The 21,915-nt window shown below is 55.7% G+C and carries 25 protein-coding genes; 8 read left to right on the top strand and 17 right to left on the bottom strand.

Annotated elements, in window-relative coordinates:
- Positions 1-9 precede the first annotated feature (9 nt).
- Entirely contained in the window at positions 10-408 is a 399-nt protein-coding gene (locus D9V82_RS09340) for a hypothetical protein (protein ID WP_121912124.1), read from the top strand.
- Between the two features lie 52 nt (positions 409-460).
- Positions 461-823 carry an MlaD family protein gene (locus D9V82_RS09335; protein WP_121912123.1) on the top strand — a complete coding sequence of 121 codons (363 nt, stop codon included), beginning with the start codon at positions 461-463 and terminating at the stop codon, positions 821-823.
- 43 nt (positions 824-866) lie between these two features.
- On the opposite strand, the gene D9V82_RS12260 is transcribed toward D9V82_RS09335, so the two are convergent.
- The 5 genes from D9V82_RS12260 to D9V82_RS09315 form a co-directional block, all read right to left on the bottom strand.
- On the bottom strand, positions 867-1,013 hold the full coding sequence (locus D9V82_RS12260; RefSeq protein ID WP_167449775.1) for a hypothetical protein: 147 nt from the start codon (positions 1,011-1,013) through the stop codon (positions 867-869).
- Positions 1,014-1,112: 99 nt separating this feature from the next.
- Positions 1,113-1,304, bottom strand: coding sequence for a hypothetical protein (locus D9V82_RS09330; RefSeq protein ID WP_121912122.1), 192 nt, complete (start codon positions 1,302-1,304; stop codon positions 1,113-1,115).
- Positions 1,289-2,077, bottom strand: coding sequence for a hypothetical protein (locus D9V82_RS09325; protein WP_121912121.1), 789 nt, complete (start codon positions 2,075-2,077; stop codon positions 1,289-1,291). Before D9V82_RS09325 ends, D9V82_RS09330 begins: the two co-directional genes overlap by 16 nt.
- 179 nt (positions 2,078-2,256) lie before the next feature.
- Positions 2,257-2,613: a helix-turn-helix domain-containing protein gene (locus D9V82_RS12440; RefSeq protein ID WP_200436672.1), complete on the bottom strand. Its 357-nt coding sequence runs from the start codon at positions 2,611-2,613 to the stop codon at positions 2,257-2,259.
- Positions 2,614-2,853: a hypothetical protein gene (locus D9V82_RS09315; protein WP_121912120.1), complete on the bottom strand. Its 240-nt coding sequence runs from the start codon at positions 2,851-2,853 to the stop codon at positions 2,614-2,616.
- Between the two features lie 455 nt (positions 2,854-3,308).
- Between D9V82_RS09315 and D9V82_RS12715 the strand changes: the two genes are divergently transcribed.
- The gene (locus D9V82_RS12715; protein WP_234456428.1) at positions 3,309-3,674 is read left to right on the top strand and encodes an endonuclease domain-containing protein; all 366 of its coding nucleotides are present in this window, start codon (positions 3,309-3,311) and stop codon (positions 3,672-3,674) included.
- A gap of 184 nt (positions 3,675-3,858) precedes the next feature.
- On the top strand, positions 3,859-5,022 hold the full coding sequence (locus D9V82_RS09305) for an NRAMP family divalent metal transporter (RefSeq protein WP_183122526.1): 1,164 nt from the start codon (positions 3,859-3,861) through the stop codon (positions 5,020-5,022).
- 328 nt (positions 5,023-5,350) lie between these two features.
- Here the strand turns inward: D9V82_RS09305 and D9V82_RS09295 are convergent, their stop codons facing one another.
- Entirely contained in the window at positions 5,351-5,968 is a 618-nt protein-coding gene (locus D9V82_RS09295) for a GntR family transcriptional regulator (RefSeq protein ID WP_121912116.1), read from the bottom strand.
- Between the two features lie 144 nt (positions 5,969-6,112).
- Between D9V82_RS09295 and D9V82_RS09290 the strand changes: the two genes are divergently transcribed.
- Positions 6,113-7,246 (top strand): ATP-binding protein, encoded by a 1,134-nt coding sequence (locus tag D9V82_RS09290; RefSeq protein WP_121912115.1) that lies wholly within the window; start codon positions 6,113-6,115, stop codon positions 7,244-7,246.
- Positions 7,247-7,276: 30 nt separating this feature from the next.
- On the opposite strand, the gene D9V82_RS09285 is transcribed toward D9V82_RS09290, so the two are convergent.
- From D9V82_RS09285 to D9V82_RS09270, 4 genes are all read right to left on the bottom strand, one after another.
- Positions 7,277-9,064 (bottom strand): acetyl/propionyl/methylcrotonyl-CoA carboxylase subunit alpha, encoded by a 1,788-nt coding sequence (locus tag D9V82_RS09285; protein ID WP_121912114.1) that lies wholly within the window; start codon positions 9,062-9,064, stop codon positions 7,277-7,279.
- Between the two features lie 33 nt (positions 9,065-9,097).
- Positions 9,098-10,687, bottom strand: coding sequence for a 5-oxoprolinase subunit B/C family protein (locus D9V82_RS09280; RefSeq protein WP_121912113.1), 1,590 nt, complete (start codon positions 10,685-10,687; stop codon positions 9,098-9,100).
- Positions 10,687-11,448, bottom strand: coding sequence for a LamB/YcsF family protein (locus tag D9V82_RS09275; RefSeq protein WP_121912112.1), 762 nt, complete (start codon positions 11,446-11,448; stop codon positions 10,687-10,689). The genes D9V82_RS09280 and D9V82_RS09275 overlap by 1 nt, the downstream gene beginning before the upstream one ends.
- Positions 11,449-11,592: 144 nt before the next feature.
- Positions 11,593-13,539, bottom strand: a complete 1,947-nt coding sequence (locus tag D9V82_RS09270) for a fructose-specific PTS transporter subunit EIIC (protein WP_121912111.1) — start codon at positions 13,537-13,539, stop codon at positions 11,593-11,595.
- A gap of 361 nt (positions 13,540-13,900) precedes the next feature.
- On the opposite strand from D9V82_RS09270, the gene D9V82_RS09265 reads away from it, so the two are divergent.
- Positions 13,901-14,410 (top strand): 2'-5' RNA ligase family protein, encoded by a 510-nt coding sequence (locus tag D9V82_RS09265; RefSeq protein WP_121912110.1) that lies wholly within the window; start codon positions 13,901-13,903, stop codon positions 14,408-14,410.
- On the opposite strand, the gene hepT is transcribed toward D9V82_RS09265, so the two are convergent.
- The 5 genes from hepT to D9V82_RS12705 all read right to left on the bottom strand — a co-directional run bounded on the left by hepT (position 14,396) and on the right by D9V82_RS12705 (position 16,240).
- Positions 14,396-14,830, bottom strand: a complete 435-nt coding sequence (hepT, locus tag D9V82_RS09260; RefSeq protein ID WP_121912109.1) for a type VII toxin-antitoxin system HepT family RNase toxin — start codon at positions 14,828-14,830, stop codon at positions 14,396-14,398. The two genes, D9V82_RS09265 and hepT, sit on opposite strands and share 15 nt — an antisense overlap.
- Positions 14,827-15,246, bottom strand: coding sequence for a hypothetical protein (locus D9V82_RS09255; RefSeq protein ID WP_121912108.1), 420 nt, complete (start codon positions 15,244-15,246; stop codon positions 14,827-14,829). The genes hepT and D9V82_RS09255 overlap by 4 nt, the downstream gene beginning before the upstream one ends.
- A 56-nt stretch (positions 15,247-15,302) precedes the next feature.
- Positions 15,303-15,668, bottom strand: a complete 366-nt coding sequence (locus D9V82_RS12710) for an amidase (RefSeq protein ID WP_234456427.1) — start codon at positions 15,666-15,668, stop codon at positions 15,303-15,305.
- A gap of 96 nt (positions 15,669-15,764) precedes the next feature.
- Positions 15,765-15,926, bottom strand: coding sequence for an amidase family protein (locus D9V82_RS12900; protein ID WP_259466312.1), 162 nt, complete (start codon positions 15,924-15,926; stop codon positions 15,765-15,767).
- Positions 15,866-16,240 carry an amidase family protein gene (locus tag D9V82_RS12705; protein ID WP_259466310.1) on the bottom strand — a complete coding sequence of 125 codons (375 nt, stop codon included), beginning with the start codon at positions 16,238-16,240 and terminating at the stop codon, positions 15,866-15,868. The genes D9V82_RS12900 and D9V82_RS12705 overlap by 61 nt, the downstream gene beginning before the upstream one ends.
- A 150-nt stretch (positions 16,241-16,390) precedes the next feature.
- Here D9V82_RS12705 and uriH point away from each other — a divergent pair, with 150 nt between their 5' ends.
- Complete coding sequence (uriH, locus tag D9V82_RS09245; protein ID WP_121912107.1) at positions 16,391-17,332, top strand: uridine-preferring nucleoside hydrolase UriH; 942 nt, start codon at positions 16,391-16,393, stop codon at positions 17,330-17,332.
- 141 nt (positions 17,333-17,473) lie between these two features.
- On the opposite strand, the gene D9V82_RS12255 is transcribed toward uriH, so the two are convergent.
- Positions 17,474-18,172: a hypothetical protein gene (locus D9V82_RS12255; RefSeq protein WP_167449773.1), complete on the bottom strand. Its 699-nt coding sequence runs from the start codon at positions 18,170-18,172 to the stop codon at positions 17,474-17,476.
- Entirely contained in the window at positions 18,166-19,623 is a 1,458-nt protein-coding gene (locus D9V82_RS09235; protein WP_121953310.1) for a serine/threonine-protein kinase, read from the bottom strand. The genes D9V82_RS12255 and D9V82_RS09235 overlap by 7 nt, the downstream gene beginning before the upstream one ends.
- Before the next feature lie 1,293 nt (positions 19,624-20,916).
- Here D9V82_RS09235 and D9V82_RS09230 point away from each other — a divergent pair.
- A complete protein-coding gene (locus tag D9V82_RS09230) occupies positions 20,917-21,687 on the top strand; it encodes a hypothetical protein (RefSeq protein WP_121912105.1) in 771 nt (256 codons plus the stop codon).
- The last annotated feature ends 228 nt before the right edge of the window (positions 21,688-21,915 follow it).

Here is a 21,915-nt window from a genome sequence, read left to right as displayed (position 1 = left end):
TGGCCAATAATGGGCACAACCACTCTTGACTGTGCGTTCGCCCCACTACACCGCAACCTACCCCGGCTTATCGCAGGGGTATGGTGCACATGGTCCTGGTCCATGGTGCTCGCCTACATCGGCGGCGCACCACGCCAGCTCATATCACTGGAACAGTCCATCCCCCTCCAATTGTGGACACTATGGTTTATTGCCGCTGTATTCCTCACCCTCGGCACCGTGCTACCCCTGCGAGGGAGGTATCAGCGGGTATCGAGACTTGCGAGGGTAAACGGGCTGACGCTAGTGACTGTGATGCTCATGCTGTGGAGCGTGGCGTTTTTCACCGCTGACATGTCCCGTGGCTGGGTAAGCGCAAAAAATTACCTCCTGCTGGCTTTTTCAGCGTTTTCACCTCGTATTTCATAGCCCGCGATAAACCATCTTCGGTGCATCACCTGATAGAGGGGAGGCCTATTGAATGACGTCAATCCCGACCGAAATATGGGTTGGCCTTATCACCCTCGGCGGCGTTATCATCACGGTCATCATCAATCGTCAATCGTCCCGTGATGAAACGAAAGTAAAAACCGTCACCACGCATATTCAATCCCTGGACAAGCAGGTTACGGAGCTTCGCGGCGTAGTCGATAAGCATGACCGGCAGATTGAGTATCTCAAGCAATACAATTGGGAGCTTAAGCGAGAATTGGGTCATGCTACTGACCATGCGCTTGCCGTTGCGAGTTGGAACCGAGAAGGCCGTGTCGGTGACGTGCCGGCGGCCAGCCGGATTGATTATTGGAAAAAGATTTTAGATAAGCCGATGATGCCAGACGACTAGCCAGGCCCCCGCCCCAACGTAGGGTGGGGGCCTTTTTCGTCGTTTATAGGGCGTGGGAGGCTACTACGTCCCAGAAGTCGGCGTCCGGGTCGATGTAGAACTGTGGGTTGGCTTCGGTGCCACTGGAGATAATCAGCTCGTCGATGATTTCGTGCTGGACTGCATCGTTGAAACGTTCATAGGTTTTCATTTTCGGACTTCTTTCCGTTTTTGCGGCCTCTTCCAGGAGGTTTTCTCCTTGCCGTCTGATTCTATTATATGTCGTAATTTACGACATTGCAAGTCGGTTTTACATCTTTTTCCACCGCGCCACGGTCGATTGGGTGCGTTCTACAGCCTGGGCGATGCGGTATTGGGTGATACCGTCGGCGAGTGCGGTGCGGGTGGCGGCGGCACGCCTGGCTTTCAGCTCCTCTAGTGTGGCTTCCAATCGGGTGATTTCTTTGTCCAGGCGCAGAATCTCGGCTAGGCGGTCGCACATTCCGCACCTCGCATGTTCTTGAGCTGGACAATCATCTTGCGGCACACGCGGTAAAGCTCGGCATTGTCGAGCATGTCCGCGGGGAAAAGGGTGAGTGCTTGGTCTGCTGCAATTACCGCGTCGTCTTGTACGCGGCGCTCGAAAGCAGTCGGGGCATTGTCGTTGCGGTTGAGGAGTTCTTCGGCGCGTTCTTCGACCGCCTGCCATAGCTCCATGTCAATGGCTGCTTCGTAGCCTTTGCTGTCGAGGGCGTCGGTGTAGTTGGCGATGATGGTGTTGACCTGCGCGGCGCGGAAGCGGAGGTAGTAGGCAACGGCGCGGTGTGCAGCAGCATTAAGGGCGGCAGGCTCGAAGTTCTCTTCGTTGTCCAGGCCTGCAGCAGTGTTGGCTTCGATACGCTCGGCGAGCTGGGCGCGATTGTCCTCAATCCACGCATTCAGCTCGGCCATGATGCCGCTACCGACGAGGGTGAAAGTCTGGTCCAGGTTGGTGGCTAGGGCTGGGTGGCGACCGTCTTTCAGGGTGTCGATAAGGGCGCTGGCTTCGGCGGTGGTGAGCTCGTCCAGGCCACAAGAAGCGGCGTGGTTGTGCTGCTCGACGAGGGTGTCAATCCATGCGGAGACCTGCCCGGTGGGGAGGATGTCGCCGTCGAATGCAGCGGCGTTGACAATGAAGGTGACGTTGTCGTTGAGTTGCTGACGGGTGCGGCGGGTGATTGGGGTGAAGTTTTCGCGGAGGGTGGTGATGAATTTTGCTTGTGCTGGGGTGGTCATTGTTTTTCCTTCCTCTTGCTTACACCCTTAATACTACACAACACGTAGTACTATGTCAAGCGTAGCAATAGGGAAAAGAAAAACCCCGCTAACGCGGGGAAAACAAGAGAAACATTAGCATATAAGCACTAACATCGGCTCAACCCCGCTAACGCGGGGACACCACACAATCTATACCGCTACGGCGCAGGAAGCAATTCATAGTCAAAATCGCACTGTTCTAAAGCCATACAAATATGCCCAAGCAACGCCGCATGCTCGTTGGCACTCATACCCTGCCGCTCGAAAGCAGTCGCATCATCACGGTAAGAAATAAGCCGGATTGGCTCACCGCGCTCGGCCAGGTCGATAACATCGCCCACCCGGTCGGCTACCAGCGCCCACTTATCCAGCAGCCACGCCTGAACATCGGCCGGAGGTTCTTGTGAGACCTCCCAGCGCTGTGCGGTGCGCAAGGCAACCTCGCTGGCGCTAGCCACATCTTGCGCGGTTAAACCTAGCGAGTTGCGCAGGACACGAAATTCAGCAGGGGTCAATTAAGCAGCCTCCTTAACGGCCTGGCCAACCCAATTCCACATGAAGTCATTCGAAAAAGTTATACCCTTTTCGCTCGTGATACGTGCCACGATTGTGCGGTCGTCATAATCTCGCAGGGTGAGTGTGTGTAGACCATCTCGAACGAGAGAAATAAGGCGGTAGGTGAATACGCCGTCAACAATGACGTCAGCGGCCATTCCGGTGCGATTGGGAGTTGAGTTAGCGATAGTAAAGGACATTTTCGGACTTCTTTCCGTTTTTGCGGCCTCTTCCAGGAGGTTTTCTCCTTGCCGTCTGACTCTATTATATGTCGTAATTTACGACATTGCAAGTCGGGGAGCGGGGTGAATCTGTCCCGCAAAATCCCGCAAAAATCCCGCAATTCGCCCCAGATCCACTGTAATTCCTGGAATTTTCGGACGTATCGAAACGCTGTGACCAGGACAAACACACAAACCGCAGGCCATAAAACCGCCGCTACATCATGTCACGCGTAGAGGAGACAACGGTGGAAAGATCCGGAGTTCGGGTGACCAATCCGGCGCGGACGTGCTTGGATATCGCTAGGTTACATGGGTTTACGGAAGGGCTTGTAGCGGTTGATTCCGCGTTGCGTGCGGGCTTGGTTTCGATAGAAGAGCTGAAGGAAACTCGGGCAGCAATGGCGCGGATGAAGGGACCAATCCCTATGACAATGGCAATAAAGCATGCATGTGCCGGTTCCGAGTCCCCGTATGAGTCGCTTTTGCGGGCGTTAATTATTGAAAAGATTCCCGCGGCCAGTGTGTACCCACAATTTCGCGTATTGGGAAAGTACCGGGCTGACTTATGCATCGATGGGTGGCTCATTATCGAGGTTGATGGGGATACCAAGTATGACGGTACTTATGGAAAGCCACCGGAAACAGTGGTGAAAGAACAGATGCGCAGGCAAAGAGAAATCGAAAACCAGCACTTTACGGTCTTAAGATTTGGCCCAAAAGAGCTGGTCAATGACTCAAATCGGGTAGTGGAGACGATAGTTGAGTGCCTGGGACGAAGGGCAGGGAAAGTAGCGTAGATCACCCCCGAATCACCCCTAGCTATTGATGTTGTTGAACAACATCAGTACTAGCAATTATGATGATGCGAATCACATTTGGCAGAGACCGGTGTCACGAAAGGTGAAAATAGTGAGTGCTGAAAAACAGGCATCCGCCCCGACACAGGCGGAGGCGAAGACCCCGCCCAAAGGTATCGGCGCCTTGGCGGGTGCCATGTTCCTCATGGCTACCTCGGCCATCGGTCCGGGATTTTTGACCCAGACTTCGGTCTTTACCGTCCAGATGGGCGCCTCTTTTGCCTTCGCAATTGCGCTGTCTATCTTGGTGGACATCGCCATTCAGCTCAATGTGTGGCGTGTGCTCTGCGTATCGGGAATGCGCGCCAATACTCTGGGCAATACCGTCTTTCCCGGCTTGGGCTGGGTGCTCGCTGGTTTCGTCTTCTTCGGCGGAGCGATCTTTAATATCGGCAATATCGCCGGCGCAGGTTTAGGATTGAATGCGATGTTGGGCATCGATGCGCGGATTGGCGGCGTCATTGCGGCGGCGATTGCGGTGTTCATCTTCCTTTCTCGTCGCGCCGGAATGGCGCTTGACCGCCTCGTGGCTGTCCTGGGCGCGGTGATGATTTTGCTTATGCTTTATGTGGCTATCGTCAGCCAACCGCCGGTGGGAGAGGCGCTTAAGAATACCGTTGCGCCGGGCGAAATCGATTTCTTTGTCATTACTACCATTATTGGCGGCACTGTGGGCGGCTATATCACTTTTGCCGGCGCGCACAGGCTAATCGATGCGGGCTTTTCTGGCGTTGAAAGAGTCAAGGATATTACCCGAACCTCCGTCAGCGGCATCATCGTTACTGGAATTATGCGCATGCTGCTTTTCTTGGCGGTGCTGGGCGTGGTGGCTACCGGCGTCACGCTTGCAGAAGATAATACGGCCGCCGATGCCTTCTACCGTGCCGCCGGTGAATTTGGTCTCCGCGCATTCGGTGTTGTTCTCTTTGCCGCGGGCCTGTCTTCCGTCATTGGTGCCGCATATACTTCGGTATCTTTTGTGACCACCCAGGGAACCTCGGCCCGTACGCGTAATATTTTCACCGTCATCTTTATTGCGGTCTGCACGATTATTTTTGTAATAATCAATTCCGCGCCACAAAAGCTCTTGATTTTCGCCGGTGCGATTAACGGGCTCATCCTTCCCATTGGTTTCGCACTGGTGATGTGGGTAGCCTGGCGCCGCAATGACTTGCTGCAAGGTTATAAGTACCCAAAGTGGCTGCTTATCCTTGGTGGTCTGGCGTGGTTACTTACCATTTTCATCGGCCTTCGAGCAGTCTCCGGGATCACCGCAATCTGGGCATAAAGCACACCCCAGAAGAGGTGCGTGAGTTCACGCGCACCCATGAGAAGAGGCTTACCGCTGGGCATGCACGGAGATCTACAGGGGCCAACCTGCTGTCGTTGCCCAGCGCAACCCCCAAGCCGGTCCCCATTGTCGGCGTTCTTAAGGCTGGCTAGTACACATCGGATCTGCCTGCCCGTCTTTTGGGCGTGTGGGGTCACTTCGTAGGCCATCGTGATGGAATTAAAGCTAGAGTTGGCCGTCACACATACGCCTGGCAAGCGTGGGCGAACAATGCCCGGGATGCGGAGTATTTTATCCCTTAGGCTTTTGACCTTGCCACTGGATTTTAGTCCGTGACGGCCAAGATCTTATCGCAGGTTTTTAAGAGGCTATCGCGCAAGTGCGTGGTGGCCTCTTCGCGTTTTCCCTCCGCGATGAGCGTGGCCACATCAACGTTGCCTTGAATGTGCTCGGCGTGCAGCTGTGGGTAGCGGGGGATGACCAGGAGGAAGGTGAGCCGCATGCGTGCGAGCAGGTTGCTCATCTGCTCATCCAGGGTGGGGGAATTAAGTCCGGCTACCAGCGCTTGGTGGAAGCGCTGGTTAATGGAGGAGACTTCCTGGTGGTCATTGTGACTTGCGTAGTCAAAGGCGGAGGAGGCGAGGGAGATGAGCGAGGGGGCATCACTAAACGCGCCCCACCGCGCGGCAGCCGGCTCGATGGCGGCGCGGGCGGCGAATAAATCGCGGATATAGGCGGCATCCGGGGTGGCGATAAAAACGCCGCGGTGGGGGATGCGTTCAACCAGACGCTCGGCTGCGAGCGTGGTGAAGGCCTCGCGGAGGGTATTGCGGGAGCAACCGAATTGCTCGGCCACCTTTACCTCGCTGAGCTGCTCGCCGGGCTGAAAATTGCCGGCCGACATCTCTTGGCGCAAAGCGGTGGCGACGGACTGGGAAAGCATGCCCCTCACCTTACTGAATGGGTGAGGCGTCAATGGTCATTCCGTATGACTTAAAGATCTAAAAGTTCTAAAGGGGTGGTGAAGTTCTAAAAGATCTAAACTGAAGTCATAGTTCTAAAAGATATAAACGGAAGGTCTGTCAGAGTGATTCCGGATAAGAACCCTTTTCGCCCCAGTTTTGGTGCGTCGCCGGTGCAGCTGGCCGGGCGCGAATTTGAAATCAGCTCGTTTAACTATGGGCTCGTGGGTGGCGTGGGCAGCATGCAGCGCGCCTTGCTGGTAAGCGGTACGCGCGGGGTGGGCAAAACCGTGCTGCTTAATGAGTTTGAAGAATCCGCACACCGCTTAGGGTGGGTTGTCATCCGTGCCTATGCGGATGCCCAGATGGTAGCGCAGCTGCGCGATTCCACGATTCCGGAAGCCATAGAGGAGCTGGACTATACGGAGAAGAAGGGCCGCAAGATCACGGGATTCTCTGTGGCGGGCGTGGGATCTGTGACGACGCAGCTAACCCACAACCAGGCCCAGCCCAGCTTGGTGTCGCGGCTGCGCAGCCTCCTCAAGGCCGCGCGTGCGCATGATGCTGGCGTCTTGTTGACGGTCGACGAGGTGCAAGCAGCTTCCGTGGATGAGCTTGCGCAGCTTGCCACCGCCATCCAGGATCTCATTCGGGACGAATACGATATCGCCTTCGCCGCCGCGGGATTAACCTTTGGGGTAGAAGAACTATTGGAGCACGAGGGTACAACCTTTTTGCGCCGCGCTCAAAGGTTGGATTTGGGTCTGCTTGATGATGCCACCGTCGCCGAGACCCTCCACAGCACCGCCACCGCGGCTGGGCGCGGTTTCGCCGAGCGCGCTTTGGAAGAGGCAACCGCATTGGTGCAGGGCTATCCGTACCTCTTGCAGCTGGTCGGTGCTTTGGCGTGGACCTGTGCGGTACTCGAAGGGACGGAGACCATAGAAGAGCGCCACGTGTCCTCGATTGCGCGCGAGATTCCAGCGCATATGGGCAACCAGGTGCACAAGATTGCGTTGAAGAATGTTCCTGACGCCCAGCGCGCTTTTCTCAACGCCATGGCGGAGCTGGAGACCGACCACGGTACTGATATTCCCACCGGTGCCATCGCCACGAGCCTGGGCAAGAGTCCCAATGCCATTTCCATGGCCCGCAAGCTGCTTTTTGAGCGCGATCTCATCGCCAGCCGCCGCTACGGAACCGTGCATTTTCTCTTGCCCTACCTGGGCGAGTATCTGCGCGGCCAGGCGCCCAGGTAGGTGTGCGGGCCCACCGGCAGGCAGCACGCGCTAGTCGATGGTCGCAAGCACCGTCGCAGAATCCAGGCGGTCGCCCTCCTGAGCGATTATCGTGATGGTGCCGCCGCGCGGGGCCTTGATAGCAGATTCCATCTTCATAGCCTCGACCGTGGCGATGGAATCACCCTCGGAAACGCTATCGCCATCGGATACATTCCAGGCCACGAGATTGGCTTCGAAGGGGGAGGTGACCGCATTATCATCGGTGGCCTGCGCCCCGGCCGTCGAGGGAGCGGTGGCACCAGAACCACCCGTGGCGCCCGCGCCAGCGCCGGGACCGGCACCAACGAGGAAATCCATGGGCACGCCGATATTGACGAGCTTGCCGTTTATTTCCACCGCGACCGTACGGCGCTTGGTATAGATTGCCTCGACCTTGTCCACCTGATTGGCGGCAGAGGGCCGGTAGTTGTGATCGAGCCAGTCAGTAAAGACACCGATTTCGCTAGCACCGGCATCGGCATCGGCGGAAGAAGCGGTGCCAATGAGGGCAGGCTCGTCCATCATGTCGCGGTGGAAGGGCAGCACGGTGCGCACACCAGAGACATCGAACTCGCGCAGCGCCTGGCGCGAACGGGCGAGGGCTATCTCGCGCGTGGGTCCCCACACGATGAGCTTGGCGATGAGCGAGTCATAGTACGGCGGGATGATAGAACCCGAACGAACAGCCGAATCGACGCGGATACCCGGACCGGTGGGCGGCTCGAAGGACACAATGGTGCCAGGGCAGGGGGCGAAACCGTTGAGGATGTCCTCGGCATTGATGCGGAATTCGAAGGCGTGGCCGGTGGGGACCGGATCCTCTGAAATGGACAACGGCTCGCCGGCGGCGATGCGGAACTGCTCGGCGATGATATCGGTGCCGGTAACTACCTCGGTCACCGGGTGCTCGACCTGCACGCGGGTATTGACCTCTAAGAAAGAGATGGTGCCGTCCTCGGAGACGATGTATTCCACGGTGCCCGCGCCGGTGTAGCCCACGTGGGAACAAATGGAACGAGCACCTTCGATGATGCCGGTGCGTTGGGCAGCGGAAAGCGCGGGCGCAGGGGCCTCCTCGATGAGCTTTTGGAAGCGGCGCTGGGTGGAGCAATCGCGGGTCCCCAGCACGCGCACGTTGCCGTGGTTATCTGCCAAGACTTGCGCCTCTACGTGGCGCGGGTGGGTCAGGAACTTCTCGACGTAGCACTCGGCGCGGCCGAAGGCCTCCATTGCCTCGCGCCCGGCGGAGTTGAATGCGCCCTCGATCTCTTCCATGGAATCTACGACCTTAAGGCCGCGTCCACCGCCGCCGTAGGCAGCCTTGATGGCAATTGGTAGGCCGTGTTCCTCGGCGAAGGCGCGGGCCTCTTGCCAATCATCAATCGGATCGGAAGTACCCGGGGCCAGGGGCGCGCCAACCTCTTCGGCAACGCGTCGAGCGGCAATCTTATCGCCCAAAAGCTCAATGGACTCCGGCGACGGTCCGATCCAAATCATGCCGGCATCGGTGACGGTGCGGGCGAAGTCGGCGTTTTCGGAAAGGAAACCGTAGCCCGGGTGGATGGCATCGGCATCAGCCCGCACGGCGATATCCAACAGCGCCGGGATATTCATATAGGTATCGGCGGCGGTATTGCCGGGCAGCGCATAGGCTTCATCCGCAACCTGGGTGTGTAGGGCGCCGGCGTCGGCCTCAGAATAAATTGCTATGGACTTAATGCCCAAGTCTCGAGCCACGCGGGCGATGCGCACGGCGATTTCGCCGCGGTTTGCAATAAGAACAGTTTTAATCTGCATATTATTCTCCGGTATGTGAAGCGTGGGGTGTCATCAGTGGGGTTTCACTAGGCGGAAGGTCAAGCGCGCGCCGGGTGGAAGTTGCGCGGCGATGTCAATATCTTCCTCCAATACGGTGGCAATGACGGGGTAGCCGCCGGTGACAGCGTGGTCGCGCATGAAGACCACCGGCTTACCATTTGGCGGGACCTGGATGGAGCCTGCAACCATGCCCTCGGAGGGGAGCTCGCCGTCTTTGACGCGCTGTACGGTGATGTCCCCGCCTGCAGAGGCTTCGGAAGCCGCTGCGCGTTCTCGGGCACCGGAAAGCCGCAGCCCAACGCGGTTGGAATCAGAGGATACGACCCATTCGGTATCGAGGAAGGTAGCGATATTATCGCCAAACCAGTCATCCCGCGGGCCCAACACGCAGCGCAGTGTTGCGCGCGTTTTGCCAGCGGAGTCGACAGATACGCGAAGCGGATTGACCAATTGCGCATCCGTCATGCCGGTTGAGCGTGGTAGCACGCCGATGATATCGCCGGTGCTGACGGGATCGGGGCCGAGGCCAGAAAGGATGTCGGTGGCAGAAGACCCGAGCTCAGACTCGGCGACGATACCACCGCGAATGGCCACGTAATTGCGCATTCCTACCGTCGCGGCACCGACGCTCACGGTTTGGCCCGCGGTAACGAGCACCGGGCGGGCGAGGTGCACGGGCATATCGCCCAAGCGAACGCAGGCGGTGGCGCCGGTAACGCAGATGACGGTATCGGTCAGCGCGCGCAGCTTAATGCCGCCGATATTTTCGAGCACCGTCGCACCCCGCGGATTGCCCACGGCAACATTCGCGGTCGCTGCGGCGGCTTGGTCGGCGGCACCGGAGGGCGTTACGCCGAGGTCACCGACACCGGGACGGCCCAAGTCCTGATATAGGGTGAGCAGCCCGGCATCGAGGACCTCCATGCGCGGCAGACGGGCCGGCGAGCGCTTGAATTCCGCGCTGCGATCCACCAAGTCTGGCAGCTCTTCCACGGCGCGGTAGCGCACGCGGTCACCGGGTTGCACCAGCGCCGGCGGGTTCGTATGCGAGTCCCACATTGGGGTATTGGTGGTGCCAAGTAGCTGCCAGCCACCTGGCGAAACGCGCGGGTAGACCGCGGAAAACTCGCCCGCGATGCCCACGGCGCCAGCCGGAACGGCCGTGCGCGGATCGCGGCGGCGGGGCACGGCCTTGGCCTGAGCAGGATCGGAGGGCGCGCAGTAGGTAAATCCGGGTGCAAAACCGCCAAAGGCGGCGGTCCATTCGGCAGAGGTGTGCCAATCAATCAATGCCTCGCGCGACATGCCGAGGAGATCGGCGGCGGTGTCGATATCCTCGCCATCATAAAGCACATCGATATCGACAGTGCGTTGCTCTTTCGCGGTGGCTGCGGCAGGGGAGAAGTCCGCCAAAAACTCTGCGGCCGCGCGTGCGGAATTCGGCGCCTCAAAGGTAATGAGCAACGTGGTGGCAGCGGCGATGCAATCCACCTGGTTCTTCAGCGGTTTAGCGGATAGCGCCGTATGCCAGGCCATGACCTGCTCGAGCGCGTCCAAATCGATGAGCAGGGCGCGGGTACCAACGAAATGAATATGCGGCATTAGATAAAGCTCCGAATGTCGATTCCTTCCGCGTTGAGGCGCTCAACCACACCGCGTAGCAATTTCACGGACCCTGGCGAGTCACCGTGGGTGCATACGGACTGGGCATCGACATTGAGCGTGGTGCCATCGATGGCAGTAATGGATCCGGTCTGGGCGACTTCCAGCACGCGCTTGGCGACATCCCCTTCATCCCTCAACACCGCATTGTCCTGCGTGCGGGAGACCAACGTGCCATCTGGGTTGTAGTTGCGGTCTGCGAACGCCTCGCGGATGACGGTTAAGCCTTGCGACTTCGCAATATCGACCGCTAGTCCGCCCGGCAGCAGCATCACGGGTAGATCCCCGAAGGCCTTAATGCCCGCGATAACGCCCTTGGCCTGTGCCTCGTGTGTGACGATGGTGTTGTACATCGCGCCGTGCGGCTTCACGTAAGACACTCGCGTGCCATTAGCGCGCGCTAGCGCATCGAGCGCACCAATTTGGTAGGTGACCTCATCCGCCAGCTCTGCCGGGTTGTAGTCGATGAAGCGGCGGCCAAAGCCCGCTGGATCGTTATAGCCCACATGCGCACCCACCGTTACTCCCGCACGCGCTGCAGCCTTAAGGGTCTGGGCAATGGAGTGCGGATCACCGGCGTGGAAGCCGGTGGCGACATTGGCGGAAGAGACCATCTCCAGCATTGCGGCATCATCGGCTACTGGGTTGCCGGCGGTGGTTTCACCCAAGTCCGCGTTAAGATCGATGTGGAGTGAAGCCATGCAACACCATCCTTAATTGTTGAACAATAAGTGTGGATCCAAGTGTAACCCGTGCCACTGCCTTTTGTGAAGGCGGTTACTTTTTGGTGAAGAGATATCGATGGAGCAGCTCCGGTCCAGGCAGGTTGAGGGGAGGACAGAATACTAAGATTCCACGGCGGCTTGTGGTTCGGCCCGCAGGATCGAGGAGACAATCTCTTCTGCTGCTTCGCGGGAGTTGGCTTCGTGCAGCTGGGCTCGAAAATCTTGTCTCATGATGGCGCGGGCGAGGGTAGAAAGCAGCTTCAAGTGCTGTTTCCCAGCGTTATCGGGAACGGCGATAAGAAACGCTAAGGTCGTGGGTTCTTCTTCAGCTCCCCAGGTGATACCGCCTTTAGGAAGCCGGGCGAAGGCCAACGTCGGTGTGGTAACCCCAGCGCAGCGAGCGTGAGGGATGGCCACTCCGTGTCCCACGCCGGTGGAGTGTTGGGCCTCGCGGGCAAGGGCGGCATCGGTAACCGCGGTGGCGTCGTTAATGCGGCCATCGTCTGCGGCGAGAGAGACTAATGACCTGATGACGGCCTCAGAGTCAGTGCCGAGCGGTTCATCGAGGCTAATGGTGGAGGTGCTGAGAAGCGGAAGGACGGCCGGTGACTCCGTCTCCTTGTCCGATTCGGGGGAGCGTTGCGTCAGGCGAATGAGCAGGAGCATGAGCGCGGCACACACGGCGATGCCGCTGAGCATGGACAGGAAGAACCACGCCACGTGATCCACCGCGCCGAGGACGGCGACGATGGGCCCGCCATGCATGACATGATCTTGGACGCCGCACGCGCCGGCCATGGCACCGGCGACGGCACCACCCACGACATTGGCCGGGATGACCTGCAGGGGACGCGCCGCAGCCAGGGGAATGGCACCTTCGGTAATGCCGAAAAATCCCATAAATAGCGCGGCGATACCGGAATCCTTTTCTGCTTTATTGAACCAATTGCGGCGCAGGAGGGTGGCCACACCCACGGCGAGCGGCGGAACCGCAATCGCGGTCGCGGCCATGCCCATCGGTGCTGCATTTCCCGCCGCAATCATGCCGCCGCCAAATAGGAAGGCAGTCTTATTGAATGGCCCGCCCATATCGAAAGCGATCATCGCGCCGATGATGAGTCCTAACACGATTGCAGACGAGCCTTGCAGACCACCGAGGTATTCGGTCATGGCCCCGAAGGCGGTGGCAATTGGCGCGCCGATGAAATAAATGAAGGTCAGGCCCACTATTATCGTGGTGAAAATGGGGATGACGATAATCGGCCAGATCGGCGCGACGAATTTGTGCACCGGAATCTTCTTAATCGCAAGTGCGACGTAGCCGGAGAGAATACCGGTGACGATACCACCCAAGAATCCAGCTCCGGCTTCGGATCCATACAGCGAGCCGGTCGTGGCGATGAGCCCGGTGACCAGGCCCGGCGCTAGCCCCGGCCTATCTGCGATGCCAACGGCAATGTAGCCAGATAAGACCGGCACCATGAGCGAAAAAGCCAGGCTACCGAGCTCATTGAGGGTATTCCAGAAGCTATCTTCAGGAATGGACAGACCTTCCGGCGTAGGCGTGCCGCCCAAAGACAGCGCCACGGCGATGAGCAATCCGCCGGTGACCACAAAGGGAATCATGTGGGAAACACCGTTCATCAGCGCTTTGTACATGGTCTGCCCGATACTGCTCAGCCCTGCGTCTTCCGCGGGATTGCCCGCCCCGCTTTCTAATGCTTCCTTATCCTCCCCCTTCCACGGTGCGGCCTCCAATGACTTGGTCAACAGCTGTTCGGGGTGCTTGATGGCCTCGTCTACGCCGGTGGATACCAGACGTTTACCCTGGAAGCGGTCCTTCGCAATGACGGTGTCGGCACCGATAACAATGGCATCGGCTTGTTCAATGTCGTGTGTGCTGAAGTTGCCTTCCACACCAATGGAACCGTGTGTTTCAATTTTGATGCGGTAGCCCAGCTTTTTAGCGGCGGCCTCTAAGTTCTCAGCGGCCATATAAGTATGGGCGATACCCGTCGGGCACGCCGTTATGGCGAGAATGAAGGGCGAAGAATCTGATGTTTTCATACTCATATTAAAGGCATCCGTTTAAGCGAGCACAAGCATGTCGGCGGGTTTTGTGCAGGGCCCGGCGTGCAGGACGCCATGGACAAGGCCCCTTGCGCAGTGTCCTATGAGGTCCTATGCGCAACGTCCTCTGCGCATTGTCCGATGTGCAACCTCCTCTGCGTCAATTGAAGGCGCGTTGCGATTTTTGAAGGACGAATTTGCTCAAACTGTGCGTAGGACCTATAGCATCGTGGAGATCACACAGGCCTCGACCGGCGGTACCCTAGAACCAGAACCAGAACGGGAAACAGAGTGAAACCGCCGCCCACTTGGGGAACATTAGTGAATCATGCCCGTTTGAACCGAAGAAAGCCGCATCGTGAGTTCAGCATCGCCGGATAATATCCTGCTCTACCTACCTGAAAGGCAGGAGGAGCACATCCGAGAGATATTTGCAGGTTTGGCCGAGCGCGGATTCCCCGTGCAATACCAGCGCCCGCATATTACGGTGACCTTCGCGCCGGAGATGGATCCCCACGTTGTTGAGCTTGCCGGGGAGCTCTTACCGGCGGTCATTCCGGCGATGTTTCGGCGCGTGGGAAACGTCATCTTTGGCACGAAACGGAAACGAACCGTGGCTTGGTTATTAGAGACCAGCGATGAACTCGACATGGCAGCGCGGAAGATTAGCGCCGCCAATCCCGAGGGCCGCGGTCCGCGCTGGACGCCGCACTTGACGATGGGCCTGCGTTTACCGCGCGAGGATGTGGCTGGCTATTTAACCGCAATGGATGAGCTGACGTCCTCGCACTTCAAAGAACTTACCGCAGTAGAAGCTGCATATTGGCGCCCGCGCACGCAAGAAAAGACCGTGCTAGCGCGAGGCTAACCAGCGCGAAATCGATTTAACGTATTGCGTATATACATCTAATACTCGCGGGATTGAATTGGAGACGATTCCCAAATCCACTTCAACGTATTGGTGAGTAATGACATTGCGCAAAGCTGCACTCTTATAGAAATCCTGCTCCAAGTCGGCGGGTAGAATGCCCGCGCGGATGAGATCTTCGAAACCGCGACGGCTACTAGAGTCCGCAACGTTTAAGGTCGTTGCCGCAATGTGCTGGTTAATATCCGTGGCAAGATCGATTACTTGCTGCAGCATGAAAAACACGGCATACATTTGTGAAAGGTCAGAGCGCAGTTCTTTCGCATCTGAATCCCGGTATTTTTCAAGCTCGCCAAGTATGCGCCGGAGGGAGACAAGCCTTTTGCGGATAGTGTCTGTTTGGAAATCCCGTGGACTCATGACATTAAGCTCCTGAGCTCGAAATCGCGACGGTACGCCGTATTGATGTACTCCCGTGCCGCCATCATTTGCAGCGTTCCATACTTGGAATTGGACGGATCGACCAAGAGCTCGCACTTTTGTAGAGCTTCATTTTGCGCCACCGTGTCTGCGGTATCCAGGCACATGAGATCGATGCCGTCGCCATAGCGGGCGTAAAACGCTGTGGCAACGTCGAGCACGTTGGGACGCGCAGCTTTCGCGCGCGAGAAATCGACCGAATAGGCAAGGTCAACATCATTAGCATTGGTGGCATCTACGTGCGCGCTACCAAAAAGAACCAGCAGGTCAATGCCGGTATCCAAGCAGAATGACTCCAAGGAGCCGTCATCGGCCTCAGCGCGCAACCGCGCGGCAAGCTGTGCTGGAGTGCTCATAACCATCACCTTACCAACGACGTCAGCAGGCAGAGACGCGCAAAATTTCGGTGTGCTTAAAGCAGTGCCTGAATTTCGCGGGCGGCGCGTAAAACGGTGAGGTCCTGGCCCGGCTTGTCGATGACTTGCACCGCATCACCCACTCCCGTGGTGTCCCTCGTGCGCAGTGGGATAGTGATCGCCGGCCAACTCAACACATTGAAAGGCTCGGTCCAGCGGCGCAGGCTGGCGGCGGAGTCGGCAGTGCTGCCGTGCGCAACTCCTCTACCTGCTGCGCTGCAGCGTCGTAGTCTGCCTGAGAAATATCCTGCCCCGCCGAGGACGCGCTCCAAGATGACATCCTGGTACTTATCCCGCTGGTCAAGATAGGGCTGGTGGACGTCATAAGCCTCCTTGAGGCGCATTGGAGCGTAGAGCTTCACGGTGGTAGCGAGGGGGATTCGAGTTGGCAGTAATCGACGCGCACCACGGCTGCGAACGTGGAATCCTGCAGCGCAGACAGCAGACCAGCGAAGCGCTCACCTTTGGTTTGCAACGCAGAGACATCGATGGTGGATGATATCTTGGCCGGAACCGGCGTTATCGGAACCCACCGTGAGATCGAGCGCCTCGCACGCAATCAGCGCCGCCGACCCAGAGCTGGATCCGCCGCCGCAGACCTGTGGATCGCGAGGATTGATTCCGCGGCCATAGCGGAGGCGTCACCCAAGATGCCATAGGAAAACTCCTGGAGGTTGGCCTTGGCAACGGGAATCGCGCCGGCATCCATTAGCCGCTGTGCCACCGTGGCATTCATGGTCGGAGCCGGTCCCATATCCACGTTGGTGCCACAGGTCGTTGGCACCCCGGCGATATCCACGATGTCTTTAAAAGCAACAGGCGATCCGCGCAGCGTAAGTACAGTATCTACGGCATCCTCATCAAAAGGAATGGTGGAAATCACCGCGTTAAAATCTTGCTGTGCCTGGGTCAGGCGGTCAGAAATTGAAGGCATGGCGGGGCGAATTCCTTTCCACGACGGTTTATACCGTTTACGGGGTGAGTTGCTGCTTTCCAGGGTACAGCTGGTGAGCACAGAGGAATTGAAGCTGCGCCGCACGATGAGACCGTGGCAGTCTTCACCGACCAAAAGTAGGCTCGAGACATGACGCAAAAAATTATTCTGGACTGCGATCCCGGCCACGATGATGCGGTGGCTTTGCTCCTGGCCATGGGCAACCCCAACATTGATTTGCTGGGCATTACCACCGTCGGCGGCAACCAGACCTTGGACAAGGTCGCCCGCAATGCCCTGGTGGTCAAGGAGATCGCCGGCCACCCAGAGATTCCGGTCTACGCCGGCTGCGATCGCCCGCTCGTGCGCCCCGTAGAAGTCGCCGAGGCCATCCACGGCTCCACCGGCATGGATGTTAATGGCGTCGAGCTTCCGGAGCCTAGCACCGCGCTTGCCGATGCCCACGCCATCGACTTCATCATCGACACCATCATGTCCCACGAACCCGGCACCATTACCTTGGTTCCAACGGGTCCGTTGACCAATATCGCTATGGCCGCGCGCAAAGAACCGCGCATCGTAGAGCGTGTCAAAGAGGTTGTGCTTATGGGCGGCGGCTACCACGAGGGCAATTGGTCCCCAGTCGCCGAATTCAATATAAAGATCGATCCTGAGGCGGCACATATCGTTTTCGAAGAACCCTGGCCGGTCACGATGGTGGGCCTAGACCTGACCCACCAGGCACTGGCCACTGCCGAGGTCGAAGCCGAAATTAAGGCGTTGAATACGCCCGTCTCAGACTTTGTTGTCGGCCTCTTCGGCTTCTTCCGTGAGGCGTATCAGCAAAACCAAGGATTTACGGATCCTCCGGTTCACGATCCGTGCACGGTGGCTTACCTCATCGATCCGAGCATCGTGCGAACACGCAAGGCACCCGTGCATGTCGAGCTCGCCGGCGTACTTACCACCGGCATGACCGTGACTGACCTGCGGGAACCCGCTGATGACAGCTGCCATACCCAGGTCGCTACCAAGCTGGACCATGCGGGCTTCTGGAAATTGGTAACCGAGGCCCTTAAAAATCTTGCTTAGTATGTCCTCCGGAGTCATTTTCAATTGGCACTTGAGTGAGGAATCGGGACTCGTAAGAACCCCTTCTCTTAAAGAATTTTTCTCGGAGCATATTTAAGGTATGTAAGTTTTTACGAGCTCTTCTGACTTAGTACTGCACTGCTATGGTGTAGAACCAAGCAAATTTGCATCATAAGTATAGCGTGCAAGTGAAATCCGATAAGGCTTTGACAAGGATGTCCCCGAACGTTGAATTTGATGGGCAAGACGCTCCAGCTTTGCGTTAACCTTTCCTTCTGACCAGCCAAGCGAGTGTGCAAGAGTCTTCACCATGGGTATGGCGGAGTCATCTGATCCGGGATATCGATACAATTTTTCGGTGAGCACTTTAAGCAACTGGCGTTGCTCAAAATTCAATTTGAGTCCAGATACGGTTTCGGGGCTGTCGAAGAATGCTGTGTCTACCTCGGGGCGTGAGCATTTTGGTTCAGTGAGCGTAAAAGAAATTTCGTATTCCATTTGGGGCGTGGAAAAGACAACTAGATTTAATCCTCTTGGTAGTGGACAGCTAGCTCCACTTCTAAGTAAGATTTCGCTTTTGGGTTCAAGCGAAGAAGATTTATTTTGAGTTTTACGCTTCCTTATTGAAGACATTTGTACTAGACGTACAGATATCGAAGAGCCCCTATTTTCGACCAGCCATTTTGCTCCGTCCCACCAAACCTGAAGCAAAATTCGGTGTAGGTACGGATCATCGGAGCCGATCCTGAAATCGCCTTCTCTGCCAACGGTGATCGTGCTGGGAGGGAATAATCCGAGTGTCCTACCGTCTGCATCCCGCATCACCAATTGAGTCAGCATATAGGCATATTAACAGATTCTTCTGCGGCTTGAGCGCCCCATACTTTAATCAAGTAGTTTTCAGTGAGATCCAAAGGGGCAATGAATACCTCAGAGTCGCTGACTTTGGAAAACTTGATTTTGCATTTGCCGTTCGAAAGCGTACGAATGTCTTCCTCTGGCATGAAGTCGGACCAACTTCCGGTTGATGATAATTTGGCAATCGCATATCCTTCATTCGAGTTGCCGCATTCTACCAGTTGGCTAATTTTGTCAGTGCTGCTCCCAGTTTTACAAGGGTGATCTCTCCATCCCTTATTTCCAACCAATTGTGGAAACTCTGCAGCAATGTCTGGGTACTGGGAATCATTGCTTGATCGCAACCAGGATGCACCTGCAAAAAGACTAGCGACCAGAGTGCTGCCAGCTCCAATTAGAGCGATAATTTTCTTTAAAGATGTGTGAGCCCGCACTGGAGTGTCCACACTTGAAGAATTCATGTGAACTGATTCAGGAAGAGTTTCATCGTTAACGGACAGGGCGGATGCGTTTTCGCTACGCTGTGCAGGGGAGATGGGGGAGGCAGCATCAAGAAAATCGGAGCAGGTTGCGAACCTCCTAGCAGGTACGTTGGATAGCTCTTGTTGAAGGGCCGCCACAAGGCGCCTGCGATCATCTATTTGCATCGGCGGAAATTGAGACTCAGAAACGTCTATGGCACCGGTTGCTGGATCAATGAAGTTTTTTGGTGAAGTTAGCGTTAATAATTCTAGTAAGATTAGGGCAAAACTATAGCCGTCGGACTTAGCGGATCCTGACATTCCAGTGCCGTTGGGTGTAGCTCCATCTGAGCTCCCGAGTTCAGGGGCCATATATTTTGGTGTCCCAACATAAAATCCCGTTTGAGTTATGGAAGTAATATCGTGGCTTATACTGATTCCAAAATCGGTTAGCATCGCACCCGGGTACCCAGAACTTTCATTGGGGATGAGGATATTAGCGGGCTTGATGTCTCGATGAATTACGGAGTTTTTGCCGCGATGGTGTAGGTAGTCTAGAGCCTTCGCAATGGGCCAGAGTAGATCGAGACTTTCCTCCAACGTAAATTTTATGCCTTGGCTTTTGCGCTCCGTAATCAAATGGCGAAGATCTGTCCCTTCGACATAGTCCATAAAGAAGTAAGGGACACCTTCTGGGAAAACACCACAGTGATTAACTCGAACGATATTTGGGTGGCGCAAACTTCCGAGCATCCGTATCTCGCGGATGAACCGCTGTCTCAATTCAGCTGAGCTTTTTAGGTCATCGACCGCTAGGATCTTGATGGCTTCTAGTCGGTCGAGAGAACGCCGATTGACCAAATATACAGTACCCATGCCTCCATTCCCCAAAGGGCGCAAGACATGTGTATCTTCTTTGAAGTCGAGGTGATCAATAAATGATTGCTTCAAGTCACGGCGGTCGTCGTTCACGGATTGCTCAATTGCTTCTTAGAGGAAATTGCGAACCCAATCACCTCTCGGATGTAATTTAGAAAGTTTGCGCTCTATCTTGATTGGCTTCGGCTGTGATCCTACATGAGTTGGAAGGATTCTTCGCAGACCTTCCAATTTTCAGCTTCTTTTACTAACTTTACTTCACCGGTGTCGAATAACTCTGCAAATTCATCTCCGTTCGAGGTGACGTAGGCTTCGTCGTCCGTCGAGGAATCAGATTTTTTAACATCCTTGATGGCGTTGTCGTTCTTTTCCTGAAGCTCATCGCGTTTGTTTTCGCTCGGGATTTCGGACGGCTGAGATGTTTGGACAAATAACGCCGCTGCTTGTGCGCTCGTTGATGAGCGCTCAGCTGCACAAAGAAAATCTGCTTGGAATTCGTTGTATCGATCGGCCCAATCGTGCGCAGCTTCTACCGCCTTCTTACTATCACCTTCCTGGTGGTTTTCCGCAATCTACAGCAGCTCGATAAAGATATCCATACGTTCGCTGGCCGCGTTTTGGAAGGCCTTTTCTGGACTGTGCGATGCCGAGCATCCTGTTGTCGCCATTGCAACGGCTAATAGAGCACTTCCGATCCCGATTGCTTTTCGCATCTTCTTCTCCGTTCTTAAGCAGGTATTCAAACGCCCGATTTTCCGTAGCTATATGAAAAAGGAAGTTTGAAGTTGATTAAATGAAACGAACTACTCAGCTCTTGAGCAGGCAAGGTTGAGATTAGTTTCATCGATCGAGGATGTCTTTCGAAGTGTGGAGTACTCGACGCTTAGCTTCAGTAGTCCAGTAGATGCACGATAGTTTGATGCTGGACCTTCGAATACCTTCATCGAGGTCACATCCAAGAGTCTAAAGCGAAGAATTCAGGTTAGGACAGTTTGCCATCGAGAAGAAGAGAGTTAGGACAGTTTGCCATCGAGAAGAAGAGATCTGAAATTTCAAAAACCGGTGTCTGTCTTTTTGCCGAGGACAATCGCAACGGCGGAATGCTTCCCTGTAGTAACGCTTTGGTAGCAGGGAAGTAGAAATACGGATTCTTAGTTGCGGTACGCCACGTGTTCGAAAGCTGTAAGATACTGTCGTGTCGTCAGCTTGCTAGTAGGTCATTTGCCATCGCTTACAGGCTGGGGTACTAGATTTCGCATCTGACGCTTGATTCAATGGAATTTTGTTCTACGGCGTATAACTAGAATTTAATTTGTCGAATCGTCGAGCCTGCCCTGAAAAAATCTTGGTGTATAAAAAGATCCATCAAAGGTAAAGGAAAATTAAGTGTATAATAGAAAATCAATTTTTGGGTCTACGACTTCCGCTTTTTTAGCACTGTTGCTTCTGGCGGGATGCTCACAAAGTGATCAATCTGATTCAGGGAGTCCTTTCGAAGAGATATCCCCTGAAACTACTATTTCTACCGAACGATCTGCCTCTGCGCCCCAGTCTGAGACATCGAAAGCTGAGAGTGCGGAGGCTGAGGAGCCGGATAGGTCCAGTGAATCGGCGAAAAGTGCAGAAATAGAAAATGACACTCTTGCATTTTCCAACAATAAACCAGGGGAAGGTGAACTAACTGATCGGACCCAGACATGGGAAGACGTGGAAAAATACGGGTTTTCAAAGATTCAATTGACATTTTTCAAAGAACCGATGACGGGCCCGTTTATTTTTCCAGTAGGTGAAGCACCATACATGTCGGTTAGTGGTCCAGTACCCAGTGTTGCACCGATTTACCTCAAACTGCGGACTTGGGGCCTAGATGGAGATGAAATTGCTGCTGGAGATGAAGGCTGTGTATTAAGAACGTCAGCGAAAGTACCGGGCGAGCAAAACGAGCATGTAGACACAATGGATCTCGAATACCGAGGTTATGTTTCAAACCCAGACGCTCCGCGTGCTAGCAGCAATGGAGAAGACCCATCCCTATGCTCTGGAGCCGTGAAAGTTTACGTGACTGGCTCTGACGAAAGTATGAATTTCCAGTTCAGCATCGCAAGGAAAGGATACCCGCTTCTGAACATTAACCAAGAAATAAGGGCTGCAGAATAGGGCCTAGTTACCGAAAAGTAGACCTCTCACCACGGTGGCTTACTGGGGTTACCCGCAAGTCGTGGACACGTTGTTAAGCTGCTTAGGGGTTAAGCAGCGGTTTTCTTATTACAATTTTGATCAGCGAGCTGGGCTTCGAAATCGACGGGGCTTACCATCCCGATGGACGAGTGGCGACGACGCCGGTTGTAGACAATCTCAATCCAGCGAGCCACCGCCTTCCGGGCT

The sequence above is a fragment of the Corynebacterium macginleyi genome (assembly GCF_003688935.1).
Taxonomy (GTDB): Bacteria; Actinomycetota; Actinomycetes; order Mycobacteriales; family Mycobacteriaceae; genus Corynebacterium; species Corynebacterium macginleyi.
Note: the sequence above shows the minus strand (reverse complement) of the source record. Positions and strands in the feature narration are given on the sequence as shown.